Origin of the sequence: Vibrio sp. 14G-20 (assembly GCF_026241515.1) — a bacterium.
Taxonomy (GTDB): Bacteria; Pseudomonadota; Gammaproteobacteria; order Enterobacterales; family Vibrionaceae; genus Vibrio.
Map to the genome: position 1 here is coordinate 124,754 of NZ_JAPHPW010000010.1, position 17,758 is coordinate 142,511.

At 46.2% G+C, this 17,758-nt stretch carries 11 protein-coding genes and 1 riboswitch; of the genes, 5 read left to right on the forward strand and 6 right to left on the reverse strand.

The window, feature by feature from the left end:
• Positions 1–266 precede the first annotated feature (266 nt).
• Positions 267–4,193 (forward strand): phosphoribosylformylglycinamidine synthase, encoded by a 3,927-nt coding sequence (gene purL, locus OQJ75_RS11450; RefSeq protein ID WP_265970883.1) that lies wholly within the window; start codon positions 267–269, stop codon positions 4,191–4,193.
• A gap of 264 nt (positions 4,194–4,457) precedes the next feature.
• Complete coding sequence (locus tag OQJ75_RS11455) at positions 4,458–4,991, forward strand: DUF3332 domain-containing protein (RefSeq protein WP_008223831.1); 534 nt, start codon at positions 4,458–4,460, stop codon at positions 4,989–4,991.
• Positions 4,992–5,116: 125 nt separating this feature from the next.
• Here the strand turns inward: OQJ75_RS11455 and dapD are convergent, their stop codons facing one another.
• A complete protein-coding gene (dapD, locus tag OQJ75_RS11460; RefSeq protein ID WP_009848346.1) occupies positions 5,117–6,148 on the reverse strand; it encodes a 2,3,4,5-tetrahydropyridine-2,6-dicarboxylate N-succinyltransferase in 1,032 nt (343 codons plus the stop codon).
• Between the two features lie 504 nt (positions 6,149–6,652).
• On the opposite strand from dapD, the gene ushA reads away from it, so the two are divergent.
• Complete coding sequence (gene ushA / locus OQJ75_RS11465; protein WP_265970884.1) at positions 6,653–8,350, forward strand: bifunctional UDP-sugar hydrolase/5'-nucleotidase UshA; 1,698 nt, start codon at positions 6,653–6,655, stop codon at positions 8,348–8,350.
• Positions 8,351–8,426: 76 nt separating this feature from the next.
• Here the strand turns inward: ushA and OQJ75_RS11470 are convergent, their stop codons facing one another.
• The 5 genes from OQJ75_RS11470 to OQJ75_RS11490 all read right to left on the reverse strand — a co-directional run bounded on the left by OQJ75_RS11470 (position 8,427) and on the right by OQJ75_RS11490 (position 12,716).
• Positions 8,427–9,068: a MarC family protein gene (locus OQJ75_RS11470; protein ID WP_048663700.1), complete on the reverse strand. Its 642-nt coding sequence runs from the start codon at positions 9,066–9,068 to the stop codon at positions 8,427–8,429.
• Between the two features lie 228 nt (positions 9,069–9,296).
• Complete coding sequence (locus tag OQJ75_RS11475) at positions 9,297–10,286, reverse strand: GGGtGRT protein (protein WP_265970885.1); 990 nt, start codon at positions 10,284–10,286, stop codon at positions 9,297–9,299.
• A 24-nt stretch (positions 10,287–10,310) separates the two neighbouring features.
• Positions 10,311–11,003 carry an iron-sulfur cluster assembly scaffold protein gene (locus OQJ75_RS11480; RefSeq protein ID WP_017068533.1) on the reverse strand — a complete coding sequence of 231 codons (693 nt, stop codon included), beginning with the start codon at positions 11,001–11,003 and terminating at the stop codon, positions 10,311–10,313.
• Positions 11,004–11,197: 194 nt separating this feature from the next.
• Positions 11,198–11,282, reverse strand: a riboswitch (Fluoride riboswitch).
• Positions 11,283–11,437: 155 nt separating this feature from the next.
• Positions 11,438–11,731: a YebG family protein gene (locus OQJ75_RS11485; RefSeq protein WP_008223840.1), complete on the reverse strand. Its 294-nt coding sequence runs from the start codon at positions 11,729–11,731 to the stop codon at positions 11,438–11,440.
• 88 nt (positions 11,732–11,819) lie between these two features.
• The gene (locus OQJ75_RS11490; protein WP_123284286.1) at positions 11,820–12,716 is read right to left on the reverse strand and encodes a LysR family transcriptional regulator; all 897 of its coding nucleotides are present in this window, start codon (positions 12,714–12,716) and stop codon (positions 11,820–11,822) included.
• Positions 12,717–12,921: 205 nt separating this feature from the next.
• Here OQJ75_RS11490 and OQJ75_RS11495 point away from each other — a divergent pair, with 205 nt between their 5' ends.
• Positions 12,922–13,872, forward strand: coding sequence for a TDT family transporter (locus OQJ75_RS11495; RefSeq protein WP_210445493.1), 951 nt, complete (start codon positions 12,922–12,924; stop codon positions 13,870–13,872).
• A 127-nt stretch (positions 13,873–13,999) separates the two neighbouring features.
• Positions 14,000–17,476, forward strand: a complete 3,477-nt coding sequence (recC, locus tag OQJ75_RS11500; protein ID WP_265970886.1) for an exodeoxyribonuclease V subunit gamma — start codon at positions 14,000–14,002, stop codon at positions 17,474–17,476.
• Positions 17,477–17,758: the final 282 nt, after the last annotated feature.

Sequence of the window (17,758 nt, forward strand, 5' to 3'; positions counted from 1 at the left end):
GTTTAATTAAACAGTTGTAAAAGTGGTGATAAATGCAGCAAAAGTACCATTTACGCAGAAAGATTAAAAAAATCACGCAAACGGTTGCTTTTGGTGTTACGTCACAAAAAGAAATGCTTTATAATGCGCTCGCATTGAAGAGGTGGAATCGGCATAGGTTTGGCAACCTTCGGGAATAGCTTCGAAGAAAACAGTTAGGTTGTTCCTATAACCCACTGAATTTATTCCAATACTACCTTAATCAACTGCATAAGAGACCTAAGCACATGAGAATTTTGCGTGGCTCCCCAGCTCTATCTGAGTTTCGTGTTAACAAGCTTTTAGAGCTTTGTCGTGAATTAAGCTTACCTGTAACAGGTATTTACGCTGAGTTTGCCCACTTTGCTGATTTAACGGCAGACCTAGATGAGTCTGAAGTTGAGAAGCTAGAAAAGCTACTGACTTACGGTCCAACGATTGAAGAGCATGAACCTGAAGGTTTATTGCTGCTTGCAACGCCACGCCCGGGCACTATCTCGCCTTGGTCTTCAAAATCAACAGATATCGCACACAACTGCGGACTGGCTAAAGTGTCACGTCTAGAGCGCGGTACTGCTTTCTACATTGAAACTTCTTCTGAACTTTCTGAGCTTCAACTTGTTGAGCTGAAAGCGATTCTACACGATCGTATGATGGAAGTGGTTTTCACTGACTTCGAATCGGCAGCGGCACTATTCAAAGTTGCTGAGCCAGCTCCTTATGCGGAAGTTGACCTATTAACTGGCGGACGTAAAGCGCTTGAAGAAGCAAACGTTACCCTAGGTCTTGCACTTGCAGAAGATGAGATTGATTACCTTCTTGAAAGCTTCACTGAAAAGCTAGGTCGTAACCCGACTGACATCGAGCTAATGATGTTTGCACAAGCGAACTCAGAGCACTGTCGTCACAAGATCTTTAACGCTGATTGGACTATCGATGGCGTTAAGCAAGAAAAATCATTGTTCAAGATGATTAAGAACACCTTTGAAACAACACCAGAACACGTTCTGTCTGCTTATAAAGATAACGCAGCGGTAATGACAGGTTCTGAAGTCGGTCGTTTCTTCCCAGATCCAAAAACTCGCCAGTACAACTACCACCAAGAGAAAACACACATCTTGATGAAGGTTGAGACGCACAACCACCCAACGGCAATCTCTCCATGGCCGGGCGCATCAACAGGTTCAGGCGGTGAAATCCGTGATGAAGGCGCTACTGGTATTGGTGGCAAGCCGAAAGCTGGTCTGGTTGCGTTCTCTGTATCTAACCTTAAGATCCCGAACTTTGTTCAACCTTGGGAAACAGACTTTGGTAAGCCAAGCCGTATCGTTACTGCTCTGGATATCATGCTTGAAGGTCCTCTTGGTGGCGCAGCATTCAACAACGAATTTGGTCGTCCAAACCTACTAGGTTACTTCCGTACTTACGAAGAGAAAGTAGACTCTCACGCAGGTGAAGAAGTACGTGGTTACCACAAACCAATCATGCTAGCTGGTGGTCTTGGTAACATCCGTGATGAGCACGTTCAGAAGAAAGAGATCCCAGTAGGTGCAAGCCTAATCGTTCTTGGTGGTCCTGCGATGAACATCGGCCTTGGTGGCGGTGCGGCATCTTCAATGGATTCGGGTTCTTCTTCTGAAGATCTAGACTTTGCTTCTGTACAACGTGAAAACCCAGAAATGGAGCGTCGTTGTCAGGAAGTGATCGACCGTTGTTGGCAGCTTGGTGATGCGAACCCAATCGCTTTCATCCACGATGTGGGCGCGGGCGGTATCTCTAATGCTCTTCCTGAGCTAGTAGACGATGGCGAGCGTGGCGGTATCTTTAACCTACGTGATGTGCCAAACGATGAGCCGGGCATGAGCCCACTTGAGATCTGGTGTAACGAATCTCAAGAGCGTTACGTAATGGCGGTTGCTGACGAAGACATGGCAACGTTCGACGCTATTTGTAAGCGTGAACGCGCGCCTTACGCAGTGGTTGGTAAAGCAACGGAAGAGCGTGAGCTTAAGCTTGAAGATTCACACTTCGACAACACGCCAATCGACATGCCAATGGACATCCTTTTAGGTAAAACACCTAAGATGCACCGTGACGCGAAAACGCTAAAAGCAAATAACCCAGCGATTGACCGTTCTGGTATCGAAATGCATGAAGCGGTTGACCGTGTTCTTCGCCTACCAACAGTCGCTGAGAAAACATTCCTTATCACTATCGGTGACCGCTCGGTAACAGGCCTTGTGGCTCGTGACCAAATGGTTGGCCCATGGCAGGTTCCTGTTGCTAACTGCGCAGTAACTGCAGCAAGTTACGACTCTTATCACGGTGAGGCGATGTCTCTTGGTGAGCGTACCCCAGTGGCACTACTAGACTTCGGAGCATCGGCTCGTCTAGCGGTTGGTGAAGCAATCACAAACATCGCTGCGACGAACATCGGCGATATCAAACACATTAAACTGTCGGCTAACTGGATGTCTCCAGCGGGTCACCCAGGTGAAGATGCAGGTCTTTACGAAGCGGTGAAAGCGGTCGGTGAAGAGCTGTGTCCAGCACTGGGTCTAACTATCCCTGTTGGTAAAGACTCAATGTCTATGAAGACTAAGTGGGAAGAGAACGGCGAGCAGAAAGAAGTAACTTCTCCGCTATCTCTTGTTATCACTGCATTTGCTCGTGTTGAAGATGTTCGTAAGACGATTACGCCTCAGCTTCGCACCCCGAATAACCTTGAAAGCTTAGGCGCTACAAGCCTAGTACTTATCGACCTAGGTAACGGCAAAAACCGTCTAGGTGCTACGGCACTAGCGCAAGTTTACAAGCAGCTTGGTGACAAGCCAGCAGACGTAGACAACGCAGCACAGCTAAAAGGTTTCTACGAAGGCGTTCAAGATCTTGTGGCTAACGACCAAGTTGTGGCTTACCACGATAAAGGCGATGGCGGTCTATTCGTAACGCTAGCTGAGATGGCGTTCGCAGGTCACTGTGGTGTTAATGTTGATATTGCGGCGCTAGGCGAAGATACGCTTGCAGCACTCTTCAACGAAGAGCTAGGTGCGGTAATCCAAGTTCGCAACGACGACCTAGACACAGTACTTTCTACTCTTGCAGCAAACGGCCTAGAAGCATGTTCACACGTAATCGGTTCTGTTGAAGCATCTGATGAGCTAGTGATTAAGTCTGGCGAGTCTGTAGTGATTGAGCGTAATCGTACTGAACTACGTACTATTTGGGCTGAGACGACGCACAAGATGCAAGGTCTACGCGATAACCCAGTATGTGCAGACCAAGAGCACGAAGCGAAGAAAGATAACTCAGACCCGGGTCTAAACGTGAAACTAAGCTTCGACGTAAACGAAGATATTGCAGCGCCATTCATCAACGCTCCTATGATAAATAAGGGCGCTAAGCCTAAGATGGCAATTCTGCGTGAGCAGGGTGTTAACTCTCATGTTGAAATGGCGGCTGCATTTGACCGTGCAGGCTTCGAAGCTACAGATATTCACATGAGTGATATCCTGACGGGTCAGGCGGTACTAGAAGAGTACAACGGCCTTGTGGCTTGTGGTGGCTTCTCTTACGGTGACGTACTAGGCGCTGGTGAAGGTTGGGCTAAGTCAGTTCTGTTTAACGACTCTACGCGTGACCAATTTGAAAACTTCTTCAAGCGTGAAGATACGTTCTCTCTAGGTGTGTGTAACGGTTGTCAGATGCTGTCTAACTTACGTGAACTCATCCCTGGTGCTGAATACTGGCCACGTTTCGTTCGCAACGAATCTGAGCGCTTTGAAGCACGTTTCAGCTTAGTTGAAGTTCAGAAGTCTGATTCTGTATTCTTCAACGGCATGGAAGGTTCTCGTATGCCAATCGCTGTTTCTCACGGTGAAGGCCGCGTAGAAGTACGTGATAACGACCACCTAAACGCGATTGAAAATTCAGGTACGGTTGCTCTACGTTACGTTGATAACAACGGTAACCAAACGCAGCAATACCCGAATAACCCGAACGGTTCGCCAAACGCTATCACAGGTCTAACAACGACCGATGGCCGCGTGACTATCATGATGCCGCACCCAGAGCGTGTATTCCGCACGGTTGCAAACTCTTGGTCTCCAGAAGGTTGGGGCGAGAATGGTGCTTGGATGCGCATGTTCCAAAACGCACGTAAGAATGTGGGTTAATCACTTTCTTACTGGCCGCATTAATCTAGGCTAGGTTAAGCAAAAATGAAAAGCGCAGATCGAAAGGTCTGCGCTTTTTTATTACACAAATTTTAGGATCCAACGCGAAACAAATTAGGTTTGCAGTTTGCTGTTCTAAAAATCTCCACTACGCTAAATGTTATGGAATCAATTTGTTAGACGAATAATTCTTGCACTCGAGCAAGGAAAGCTTCGTTCGGCTATGCAAAAACTGAATCAATCATCGTGGCATAAGAGGGATCTATGAAAACAACAATTACAAAAGCCGTTGCAGTGGCAGCGATTGTCATGTCGTTAGCTGGGTGTGTAGGTAGTAACGCGGTTACTGGGAAATTAATGAAGTTCAACGTCGAGGTAGTGGATAACCGTTACGCTCGTGCGGGCGTCAACTTCTTGCTTGCTCCGGTTTACGCACTTACCACCGCAGCCGATTACATTGTCTTTAACTCAATCGAATTCTGGGCGGGTAAAAACCCACTCACAGGCGCACCTCACATCTTTGATAGCAAAGTCGATACCATGATTGATGTGAACGACAGCCTTGATGATTCACTAAAAGAAGCCCCACTTGGTTTCAATAATCGTCAGATCGAATGGGGTGAGATGCAGCAGATCGATGAGAACACGATCCGCATGGACATCACCTACAACGATGGCCAAAAAGCCGTTCTTACGGGTGTTCGTGATGGCGACAAGGTCAGCTATTACATGGATGGTACGTTGGTGTCAGAAACCTCTATTCAAGCGCTTGAGCAGCTAGCCGCAGAGAAAGCGTAACCCTTTCCGTTCTCGACAGATAAAAGAAAAGCCGCTGGATTTAACCCCAGCGGCTTCGTATTTTCTAGCATCTAGCATCTAGCATCTAGCATCTAGCATCTAGCATCTAGCATCTAGCGCTTAGATTAGTTGTTGCTGTGTAGCTCGCTGTTTAGTTCTACAGCAGACTTGTTCGCAAGACATTCAATTTGGCCAGTAATCGAGTTACGACGGAATAGAAGATCAGAAACACCAGCTAGGTCACGAGCTTTAATGATTTCTACTTCGTTGCCTTCTTTATCTAACATGCGAACCTTAGTACCTGCTGTCACATAAAGACCAGACTCAACCGTACAACGGTCGCCCATTGGGAAGCCAAGACCAGCGTTTGCGCCTAGTAGGCAGTTTTCGCCGATAGAGATAACCATAGTACCGCCACCAGACAGAGTACCCATGATAGAAGCGCCGCCGCCGATGTCAGAACCGTTACCCACTACAACACCCGCAGAGATACGACCTTCAACCATGCTTACGCCAGTAGTACCTGCATTGAAGTTGATGAAACCTTCGTGCATTACTGTTGTGCCTTCACCCACATGTGCGCCAAGACGAACACGAGAAGTATCAGCAATACGAATACCTGTTGGTACCACGTAATCCACCATTTTAGGGAACTTGTCTACGCAATCTACAGATAGAGCGCGACCAGCTAGGCGAGCTTCGATTTGACGCTCAGCCAGTTCAGGAAGATCGATTGGACCTTCATTAGTCCATGCGATGTTGTGCAGTAGACCGAAGATGCCGTCTAGTACCGTACCGTGTGGCTGTACTAGGCGGTTAGAGATAAGTTGTAGCTTTAGGAAGCCTTCAGCAACAGATGCTGGCTTCTCGTCAGTCGCAAGAACAACAAGAACAAGTGGTTGCTCAGACGCTGCCGCTTTTTCTGCGAAAGATGCGTTAGCTGCATCGTCATTTGCTGCGAATGCTTTCGCCAGTTCTGCGCTTTGTGCTGCAGAGATTTCGATAGCTTGGTTGCCTTCAGTGTAACCTGCGACTTCACCAACAGCCGCTACTAGAGCGTCGCTTGGGTTTAGAAGTGGGTTAGGGAAGAACGCTTCAATGATTTTATTGTCGCGATTTTTGGTTGCCGTACCGAAGGCTAGTGAAAAGTAAGCCATGTTGAATCTCCATGTGTTGAGTCTTGATTTTGCTATTCAATAACAACGGCTCGAATAACAAGCGCTGCCGTTAGCAAAGTTAATTTAATTGCGTTCATCATAAAGAGAGCGCCCCCGTTATGAAAGGGCGTATCGGGATAAAGTCTGTAAAATGATATTGCTTGTCTTTTTAGCGATAGTTTTCATTATCCGGATATTACTCTTAGCGCTTAATGTTTCGCTGATTGGTTGAGTTGCGCCGCGCAGCTTCATTTTCATTTCCGATACTGCTCTATAGCTGCCCCTCTTGTTCTCCGTATCAATAGAGTCAGTCACACTTCCTTTATAAATCCATGTTTATTATCACAATTAATCGAGTTCTGTTGATTTATCGTTTGTGCTTACAGTCCGAGTAAATACTCAAGTTTTCAGCTGTGTAATTAAGAGAACGATCACTAAAACCCTTCAATATATAAGTATATTTCCAGCCATAACGACATTAAAACGATTAATAAAGGATCTTCTATGAATTTTACTAAGTCTTTACTGGTGCTTTCTATCGGCGTAGCGATGGTTGGCTGTGGCTCGGACAATGATACGACAGTGACATGTGACACAGCTGCTTCTTGTACCAAGTTTACTGTGTTACATACCAACGATAATCACGGTCGTTTTTGGGAGAACAGTAAGGGTGAGTACGGAATGGCGGCTCGCAAGACTTTGATCGATAGCATTCGTGCAGAAGTCACCCAAAACGGTGGTGAGACGATACTATTGTCTGGTGGTGATATTAACACCGGTGTGCCTGAGTCTGACATGCAGGATGCGGTTCCCGATTTTGTTGGTATGAACCTTCTTGGTTACGACGCGATGGCATTAGGTAACCATGAATTCGACAACACCTTGGATGTGCTTGAGATGCAATCTGAGCTAGCTGACTTTCCGATGCTTGCGGCGAATATTTATATCAAAGATGGAGACACAGTTACTGATGAACGCCTTTTCTCTCCATATAAAGTATTCACCATCAATGGCTTAAAAGTTGCTGTTATTGGCCTGACAACTAAAGATACGGCGAAATTAGTTAACCCTGACAATGTCGCGACGATTCACTTTGCCGACCCACAAGTCGAAATCAAAAAAGCCATAAAAGAGATCGAGGCCAATGAAACGGTTGACCTGATTTTTGCTACCACTCATATGGGGCATTACGCTAATGGTCAACACGGCAGTGAAGCGCCTGGTGATGTGCTACTAGCACGCTCTCTGGAAGAAGGTCAGCTAGATGCGATTATTGGCGGGCACTCTCAAAATCCGGTTTGTATGGAAGGTAACGAATATGCTGATTTCAACCCAGGAGATGATTGTAAGCCGGATCAGCAAAACGGTACCTACATCATGCAAGCTCACGAGTGGGGTAAGTATGTAGGTCGAGCTGACTTTGAGTTTTACGATGGTAAATTGCATTTAGCGAAATATGCTCTGGTCCCTGTGAACTTAAAAGAGAAGGATGAAAATGGTGATTATCAGTTTATCCAAACTGAGATTGAACCTGACTCAACAGTGATTGCGACGCTTTCTGCGTATCAACAACAAGGCCAAGAGTTGCTTGATGAAGTGATCTCAAATACAGATGTGAAGCTTGAAGGTGATCGTAATGTGGTTCGCTCTGAACAGACTAACCTTGGTCACTTATTAGGCCATGCTTACCGAACTTACGACTTAGTGAATGCTGATTTCGGTGTGATGAATTCTGGTGGTGTCCGTGATTCGATTCAAATGGGGGATGTGACGTATCGTGATGTGTTGACGGTTCAACCTTTTGGTAATTTCGTAACTAAAGCTACGATGACAGGGGCTGAGGTGAAAGCGTATTTAGATGTAGTGGCGACGATGACGGCGGGTTCAGGCGCTTATGCTCAACTCGACAACATCAGCTTAACCGTCGACTGTGATTTGAGTGATGTGACCATTCGAGATATCAATGGCAAAGGTTTTGACTTGGCAGATACTTACACCTTCTCTGTGATCAGTTTCAGCGCAGCTGGTGGTGATGACTATCCTGTCATTGATGTTGAATCGACTCAAATGACAGACGCATCCGTATTACGAGAGTTTTTTGTCAAGAACCCGGATGTAACCGCTGCAAATTACGCTCCCGTGGATGGTGACCTAATTTATATGAGCAAAGGCGTGGAAGTGAAGGGTTGTCCTGCGAACTGATTTTCAATTAAACAGTAAAAGAAAATAGCCAGCGAATCGCTGGCTATTTTTGTATGAGATTTAGTGGAACTAGACGCTAGATAAACAGTGCCTTATAAGCTTGCTCAATCCCTTCAATTAACATCTGCATACCGATAACTGCGAGTATCAAACCCATCATTCGAGTAATCACATTCAGTGCGCTTGGCCCTACGGCTTTCACGAAGCGTTCGCCGAATACAAACAACACATAGGTTAAGGTACACAGTAGACCAAAGGCTACGATGGTAATGATTGTTTCGTAAATTCCTTCTGTGCTGGCGAAGTTCATCGCGGTGGCTATGGTGCCTGGGCCTGCCAGTATTGGCATGGCTAGAGGTGATACTGCGATGCTTAGCGCTGCGTCTCGTTGAGCGTCTGAGTTGACTTTCTCTTTCGCTTTAGCGTGTGTTGAGTCGCCTTGTAGCATGTGAAAGCCAATCAAAAAGACCAGAATACCGCCTGTGATGCGCAGGGCATACAGTGTGATACCAAAGAGATCAAAGATCAGTTTGCCAGAGAGCGCAAAAGTACTGACGATGACGAATGCGATAAACACTGAACGGAAGGCGATGGATTTGACCGTTTCCCTATCGTTATCACCGGTTAATCCAAGAAAGATCGGGGTATTGGCGATTGGGTTCATGATGGCAAAAAAGCCCATGAACACGGTAATGGTATGAATGATGAGCTCTTTCATATTATTCCTTTGAAAAGATGCAGTTAAATACAAATGGTTTGTGTATTTAATCTTAGATACAAATAATTATTAGAAATAGATAGTAGAGCAAGTGTGAATAAAAAACAGCCAGCATAAGGCTGGCTGTTTGGTTTTAGTGATAGGTGTAGAGTTTTGGTTGTCTGTAATTGCTTGTTTCTCAGTTAACAGACTCTACTCTATGGATAAATCGTGCGCTCAACGTTGTCATTATGCGTTTTGAGATTCGCTCACTGCCACAGCCAATGCAACCGTTGCACCGACCATTGGGTTGTTACCCATACCGATGAAGCCCATCATTGCCACGTGAGCCGGAACAGAAGAGCTACCGGCAAACTGAGCGTCAGCGTGCATTCTGCCCATGGTATCTGTCATGCCGTAAGACGCTGGGCCAGCTGCCACGTTGTCTGGGTGTAATGTACGGCCTGTACCGCCGCCTGAAGCGACCGAGAAGTAAGGTTGACCTTGGCGAGTACGTTCTGCTTTGTAGATACCCGCAACAGGGTGTTGGAAACGCGTTGGGTTGGTAGAGTTACCCGTGATGCTTACATCCACCTCTTCTCTGTGCATGATTGCCACACCTTCACGAACATCATCAGCACCGTAGCATAGAATCTCTCCGCGAGGGCCATTTGAGAAACGGCGACGTTCTGTTTCAACAAGCTCACCCGTTTGGTAATCAAATTGAGTGCGAACATAAGTAAAGCCATTGATGCGAGAGATTAAGTAAGCGGCATCTTTACCTAAACCGTTCAAGATAACTTTCAATGGTGTTTTGCGTGATTTGTTCACGTTCAGTGCAATCTTGATTGCGCCTTCTGCTGCTGCAAAAGATTCATGACCCGCAAGGAACGCAAAGCAGTGGCTCTCTTCATTTAGAAGACGTGCAGCCAGTGCGCCATGGCCGATACCGACTTGACGTTGCTCCGCAACACTGCCGGGTTTTGTAAATGCTTGAAGGCCTTCACCAATGATGTTTGCCGCTTGTTCAGCGTTGTCCGCTTTACGGAACAACGCCAATGCAGCACCAAGAGTATAAGCGTCAGCTGCGCTTTCAAAAGCGATAGGTTGAGTGTCCATCACTAATGTTTTTGGATCGACATTGTGCGATAGACAGTATTGGTTTGCTTGCTCTAAAGAGTCGAAGTTCATTTCTGCCAATACGCGAGTTACTGATTCATTAAATTGAGTGTTCATCATATCTTTCCTCTTAATTGGCAAAAATTATTGTTGGCGTGGGTTAATGGTGGTCACGGCTTCGTCGAAGCGACCATAAGTCCCTGTCGCAAGGTCAGCAGCTTCGTTCGCTGGTACACCTTGATTAATCGCCTTCATCATTTTGCCGAGGTTGAGATATTCGTAGCCAATCACTTCGCTGTGATCATCAAGTGCAAGCTTAGTTACGTAACCTTCTGCAAGCTCTAGGTAACGAACGCCTTTCGCTGAGGTTGAATAGCTGGTGCCGACTTGGCTGCGCTGTGTTTGACCTAAGTCTTCCAACGCTGCGCCGATTTCTAGGCCACCTTCAGAGAAAGCAGACTGAGTTCGACCGTAAACAAACTGCAGGAAGATTTCGCGCATCGCTACGTTGATAGCGTCACATACTAAGTCAGTATTCAGCGCTTCAAGGATGGTTTTTCCGGTGAGGATTTCGGCTGCCATCGCGGCAGATTGCGTCATGCCTGAACAACCAATGGTTTCGATTAATGCTTCTTCGATGATGCCGTTTTTGACGTTAAGCGTTAGTTTTGCAGCACCTTGTTGTGGTGCACAAGTGCCTACGCCATGGCTTAAGCCAGAAATAGCGATGACATCTTTTGGGCTAACCATTGCGCCTTCAACTGGAATTGGAGCTGAATTGTGAAGATCACCCCTTTGAATAGGACACATTGATTGAATTTCTGAAGAGTAGTGCATAATGTTTTCTCACTTATAGAGCCATTTAAGACCTAGGGCGTTGAGAAAACAGGACGTGTTGGAAGAGGTGCGGCTAATTCACTACAGATCTTGAGTATCGATAATCCAAAGGTGTCATAGATCTTGGTCTTGATAGACTAAGTCCATTTCAAAATGGAGGAATAGCGATACGTCCAACAGTATTACCTGTTTTCGATTCTGTAGGAGTCATTAGCACTGTTCGGAAAGAACGGGCGGTTGAAGCAAAAGCTTAGGTGGAACCCCATCACCTGATGGCTATAGGTTAGATCTTTATCACACTTTTGTGCAAGCGAATGTTTAGAGCAATTTCGACTATAAACAAGCTTCATTATATTTCGATAAGTATAAAAAAACGCCAATAGCGAACTCTGATTAGAGGCGTCATTGACGTTTTTTAGAAAGCGATCAGCTAGTTATGCTGCATCTTCTTCTGCGTCTTCAACAGCTTCAAGCTTCTTAGCTTTTTTCGGAGCTGGCTTACGCTTAGCACCTAATGCGTAAAGAACTTCTTCTTTGTTCTTCGCTAGGTACATTGCAAGTTCTTCTTGCTTGCCTTCATCTTCAACTAAATCGCTTTTGCCTAACAGTTCAAAAAGCTCATCAGCCATATCCAGCATTTTGTCGTATGCGTCAGCTTCGGCTTTAGAGGTAAAAGTCATTTTCTCTTCTCCGTTGCGTTCCACCACGTACTTGACGATAACAGCCATGGTTAATCCTCTAAGTTTGATAAATTTTACTGGCTTTTTATACAGTTTCTGATGCTAAAAGTCCAGTTGGAGCCCGAACTATGCGGCCTCAATCTTGATGTGTAGCCCAGTCTTCACAATAACCCATGAAAGATTTCAGCAGTGGGCTTTGATATTTGTCTTTATGGACCAGCATCCAGAATCGACGTTTCATATCCAGTGGTACATCAAGTGCTTTCACTCGGCCTGAATCAATCGCGCGTTGTGCCGCTAATCGCGATAAACAAGCAAAGCCCAGACCTGCAGAAACAGAGTTGATGATCGCTTCCGTGGTATTTAGCTCAAATGATTCGTACCAGTGCTCGATTCGCGGTGCAACGGCACGCAAGAAAAACTCACGTGTACCTGAGCCTGACTCTCGTAGTATCCAATGACTGTCTTCTAAATCATGCAGGGCAACTTTGTCTTGTGAAACGAGAGGGTGTTGATTACTAACGATAATACACATCTCATCGCTACTGAATTGGCTAGATATCAATTCAGGATGGAGTGTTTTTCCTTCAATTAGCGCGATATCCAGTTCATAATCCACCAACTTTTGGCAGATCAGTGCACTGTTCGAAATGAACAAGCTCTGGTCTTGATGCTGAGTTCGTTCGCGAAAGCCTGAGAGAATAAAGGGTGCGACCTGATTACCAATCGTGTCACTCGCACCAACCTTGAGATTACCACTTAATGGCTGGTCATCACGGAACAAAACATCGATGCCTGCAGCTCGGTGAAGAATCTCATCAGCCAAGGGAAGTAATTTTTGTCCCTCTTGATTGAGAATTAATCGGTTGTTAACCCGGTCAAATAGAGAGTGACCTAACTGTTTCTCCATTTCGCCCAGTGCCATGCTGACCGCGGCTTTAGACAAAAACAGCGCTTCGGATGCGGCGGTAAGCGTCGAATGCTGGGTAATGGTGACAAACACTTTGAGTTGTTTGATTGAGATATTAGCCATCAGGGTCCTAGTTTTACGCTGCTGGTGGAATAGGTTGTTCAGTATTGGTGAACACTTGTTATATATAATTGGATATTGTTTAACTAAGCGCAAGCGTATTATGGCTTCAACAAGCTGATGAGTTCACAAGTTTAGTGAATTAAGTTTAAGAGAGGCTGACATGATTCAACGTATTAAATATAGATTAACAGGAGCTCCAACACCCATGGCAGGGTTAGCACTAGCAATCGCAAGCTTAGGCTGGTGCTGGGATGGCGTTTTAGTCGCACAAGGTATTTTGCATACTCCAGGCTTAGTGCAGTGGATCAGTGCAGGTATTGCAGCGGTATTACTTCTTGTTTTAGCTGTGAAGTTTTTGATTCATGGCCATCTATTGCGTGAAGATCTTGCTCACCCTGTTGTCGGCAGTGTGGTACCAACATTTGCGATGGGCTGCATGGTGGTATCAGCGTCTTTGGCGCCAATCTCTCAATTTTTACAAGAAGCTATGTGGTTGGCCTCTGTGGCTTTACACGTTGTGTTTCTAGTGAGCTTTTTGTACCACAGAGCTAAAAACTTTGAGATTCACCACATGGTGCCAAGTTGGTTTGTGCCACCAATCGGTATTATCGTAGCTGACGTGTCTTTCTCTGGTAATCCAGTTTTAGAGCCAGTAGCGAATGCGACTTTGGTATTCGGTTTATTGGTTTACGCTGTGATGCTACCACTGATGGTTTACCGTTTGATCTTCTCTCACGAAGTGCCAGATGCAGCAAAACCAACGATTGCGATTATGGCAGCACCAGCTAGTCTATCTTTGGCGGGTTACTTAACCGTTACTGCTAGCCCTTCACCAGTGATCATTGGTTTATTATTTGGTATTGCAGTGTTGATGACGTTTATTATCTACATCGCGTTTTTCAAACTACTTCGTCTGCCATTCAGTCCAGGCTATGCAGCGTTTACTTTCCCAATCGTGATTGGTGCAACAGCGTTATTTAAATTGGCGGCTTGGATGCAAGTACAAGGTGTTGAAGCGCACTACATCAGCCAAGTGTTCAACCTAGCGTACCTAGAACTGATTGTAGCAACCTTCGTCGTCGGTTATGTCGCGATTCGTTACTACATGAACTACAAACCTCATCGTGTTTTAAGTGCGGTAGCCGGCAGATTGTAAAGGGCAATAGTTCAAAAGATAAACGGACCTTAAGCTTTCGATATTTCATAAGCTTATATTCCTAATCCAAACTCAGCACTTATGCTAATCTGGCAGTATATTGTGGCAAGATTAGCGTGAGTGCACTTTGTTTACTGTTTACCATTCCAATAAAGTTGATACTTTAAAAATTCTTCTCGTTCACTTGATCAAAAGTGACCCTTTAGCCAATCCTTTCGAAAAAGAGCAGATCTTGGTTCAGAGCCCGGGTATGTCTCAATGGCTTAAGATGGAACTCGCCAAAGAGTTTGGTGTAGCAGCAAATATCGATTTTCCTCTTCCAGCAACCTTCATTTGGGATATGTTTACCCAAGTGCTTCCTGATGTACCTAAACGCAGTGCTTTTAACAAAGAAGCGATGACGTGGAAGCTAATGAGTTTGTTACCCGCGAAACTTGACCACCCTGATTTCTTACCCCTACAGCGCTATCTTGAAAACGACGAAGATGATTCAAAGCTGTATCAATTAGCCGAGAAAATTGCCGATATCTTCGATGGCTACTTAGTATATCGTCCTGAGTGGATGGCGATGTGGGAAGCGGGCGAGCCCGTTACAGAATTGATTGATAGTGAAGGGCAGCAAGAGCACCCTTGGCAGCCCATTTTGTGGAAAGCTCTCTATGATCAAACGCTGTCTCAAGGCCAATCGAAATATCACCGTGGTAACTTGTATCACGACTTTATTGAAGCGTTGGCTAATCAACAAGGGCAGTTACAACATCTGCCGAAACGTCTGTTTGTATTTGGTATTTCGTCGCTGCCTCCTCGCTACATGGATGCCTTGAAAGCGCTTGGCGAACAGATTGATGTCCACCTAATGTTTACTAATCCTTGTCAGCATTACTGGGGCGATATTCGCGACCGCAAGTACTTAGCGAGAGTTGAAGCGCAGCGTCGCAAGCAGTTTGCATTGGTTGATGGTTTACCTCAGCTAGAAGGTGAAGTATCACCATTGAAAGATGGCATTGAAGCCAATGTCGAAGATGAGCTGCATACCAGCCAAGCGGTTGGCAATAGCTTGCTTGCGTCTATGGGTAAGCTGGGCAGAGATAACCTGTTCTTACTGTCTCAATCAGACAGTGAAGAGCACGAGTTCTTTATTGATGTCGAGAGAGACAGTCTGCTGCATCAGCTACAAGCCGATATTCTTCAGTTAGAAGAACACCAAGATGATCACATCTTAGACTCCAGCAACCACAAACAGGTGGTTGAGCTGGGTGATCGCTCGTTGACTGTGCATGCTTGCCACAGCCCAATGCGCGAGGTGGAGGTTCTCCATGACCAGTTATTGGCGATGTTTGATGCCGACCCAAGCCTAAAACCACGCGATATCATCGTGATGGTGGCAGACATCAATGCTTACAGCCCTGCGATTCAGGCGGTATTTGGTAATGCTCCGGGTGAGCGCTATATCCCTTACTCGATCTCGGATAGAACGGCCGATCAAGAGAGCCCAATTTTGACCGCGTTCATGCAGTTGGTCGCGCTACCAAACACGCGCTGTCTAGCTTCTGAACTTCTAGAGTTATTAGAAATCCCAGCGATGATGGCACGCTTCGGTATTGATGAGTTTCAATTCGAGCAAGCTAAGCAGTGGGTTGAAGAAGCGGGTATCCGCTGGGGCGTCGACTCGTCTACCGCAACCGAGTTTGACTTGCCTGCTACGGAGCAAAATACCTGGCTATTTGGTATCCAGCGAATGCTACTGGGCTATGCGATGTCTGACTCGGCAGGTTTGTTTGAGACTGAACACTCTCCAATTGCAGCTTATAACGAAGTTCAGGGCATTAACGCCGAACTTGCCGGTAAGTTAGCACACTTTATCGATCGCATCGCACATTCCCGTCAACGCCTTGCTGAGACGCAATCTATCGACATGTGGCGTGAAACCTTGCTGCAAATGATTGATGACTTCTTCGCCGTTGAATTAGAAGGCGAGGTGGTACTTAAGTCGATTCGCGATGCACTTTCTCAACTGAATGAACAGCTTGATGATGCCTTGTACGAACAAGAGCTATCGCCAAGCATCATCTATCAGTACTTAAACAATAAACTGTCGGGCGCACGTATCAGTCAGCGTTTCTTAGCGGGGCAAGTGAACTTCTGTACCCTGATGCCGATGCGTTCCATCCCGTTCAAAACCGTTTGTCTATTAGGCATGAATGATGGGGTTTACCCTCGCTCAATGCCGCCGGAAGGTTTTGATTTGATGAACGGACGCACTCGTCCCGGTGACCGTTCTCGTCGTGATGATGACCGTTACCTATTCTTAGAGGCGATGTTGTCGGCGCAAGAGTGTTTGTACATCAGTTATGTCGGCCGCTCGATTCAAGACAATACTGAGCGAGTACCGTCGGTATTGGTTTCAGAGTTGATTGAGTACTGCCAGCAGAACTACTGCTTAAGTGAAGACCAATCATTACCAAGTGATGATTCAGGCATCAACTTGACTCAAGCAATCAGCTTTGAACACACCATGACGCCGTTCAGCCCGGCAGCCTTTACACAAGGTGATGAAAGTCATGTATTGAGTTACGCCAAAGAGTGGCTTCCTGCGGCTAACCGTTCCGGTGAACGCAGTGGTGAATTCAATCGTGCGTTGGATGACTATTTGCTTGGTGCGACTTATCCATTGGAACTCGATTTGGTTGAGCTGCAGCGTTTCTGGCGCTTGCCGGTGCAATACTTCTTTAATCGTCGCTTAAAGGTAGTGTTTGAGCCGCCACTTCCTGTAATGGAAGACGATGAGCCGTTCGTGCTTAATGGCTTAGAAAGCTTCCAACTTAAAGATGCTCTGCTGCAAGTATTGCTGGATAACCCAGAAGGGGCAGATGAAGCGGTTCACTTGTTTGTTTCTGAGCAAAAAGCCCAAGGTCGATTACCGGTTGGCGCTTTTGGTGATATCGAGTTTGAAACCAACCGTGTTCAAGCGGAAGACTTAGCCAAAGAGATTCGATTTGTAAGTGGGCAGCCACAGCAAGATCTTGAGGTAAATATTGAGTTTGACGTACTAGGTGAGGGGAAACCAGTTCGTTTGATGGGTTGGCTTACTCAAAACTATCAATCGGGCTTGGTGCGCTTCCGTAGCGGTAAAATTCGCTCGCAAGATTATTTGGCCGCGTGGATTGATCATCTATGTTGTGCGGTGATGGGGCACGGCAAAACGACTCATATTATTGGCTATGACAGAAAAGAAGGCGTGGTTCACCAAACGCTACAACCGATTGGCGATACACAGCAGGCAAAGAGTCTATTAGCTGAGTTAGTTCGACTGTTTTATCAAGGTATGACTGCACCACTGCCTTACTTCCCCAAAACCGCATTGGCTGGCGTTGAAGCGGGTTTTAGCCGTGGTAAATGGATCGATGATGAAGAGAAGTCGCTCAAGAAAATGGCCGATACCTTTAATGACAGCTTCGCCTTTACGGGCGAGGGCAGAGATACCTACATCTCGCGTATTTGGCCTAAGTGGGACGATGAGCTGGCTGCAGAGTCGCGTATGTATTCAACGCTTGTGTTACAGGCGGCAAGGTTGGCTGCTGCCGATCTGGAAGATCAGGAGTAAGCGGCTGTGATCGACACGATCAATCGCGGGTGCGCTGAACTAATGAAAGACGAAAGAGAGTTGCTGGTCAGTATTTGGGATGCTTGCTTTCCAAGTGAAGGGAATCAAGGTACAAGAAATAAAGTGGCCGCCAGTAAATCATTATTAGTGTAGGGCGTTCGCTGTACGGCCACAGGTCAGAGGGACCATTATTCTGTGGTTCAAAGTAGGCAATGAGCATAAAACTCGAATCGCGCTCCTGAACTCGTGGGCGCATAGTAGCGAGGCGATCCGAATTGATCC

Coding starts and splice junctions, on each gene's coding strand:
- OQJ75_RS11475 (WP_265970885.1), bottom strand. CDS start 10,286: ATGATGAACACTCAATTTAATGAATCAGTAACTCGCGTATTGGCAGAA.
- OQJ75_RS11455 (WP_008223831.1), top strand. CDS start 4,458: ATGAAAACAACAATTACAAAAGCCGTTGCAGTGGCAGCGATTGTCATG.
- OQJ75_RS11490 (WP_123284286.1), bottom strand. CDS start 12,716: ATGGCTAATATCTCAATCAAACAACTCAAAGTGTTTGTCACCATTACC.
- OQJ75_RS11495 (WP_210445493.1), top strand. CDS start 12,922: ATGGCAGGGTTAGCACTAGCAATCGCAAGCTTAGGCTGGTGCTGGGAT.
- OQJ75_RS11485 (WP_008223840.1), bottom strand. CDS start 11,731: ATGGCTGTTATCGTCAAGTACGTGGTGGAACGCAACGGAGAAGAGAAA.
- OQJ75_RS11480 (WP_017068533.1), bottom strand. CDS start 11,003: ATGCACTACTCTTCAGAAATTCAATCAATGTGTCCTATTCAAAGGGGT.
- purL (WP_265970883.1), top strand. CDS start 267: ATGAGAATTTTGCGTGGCTCCCCAGCTCTATCTGAGTTTCGTGTTAAC.
- dapD (WP_009848346.1), bottom strand. CDS start 6,148: ATGGCTTACTTTTCACTAGCCTTCGGTACGGCAACCAAAAATCGCGAC.
- ushA (WP_265970884.1), top strand. CDS start 6,653: ATGAATTTTACTAAGTCTTTACTGGTGCTTTCTATCGGCGTAGCGATG.
- OQJ75_RS11470 (WP_048663700.1), bottom strand. CDS start 9,068: ATGAAAGAGCTCATCATTCATACCATTACCGTGTTCATGGGCTTTTTT.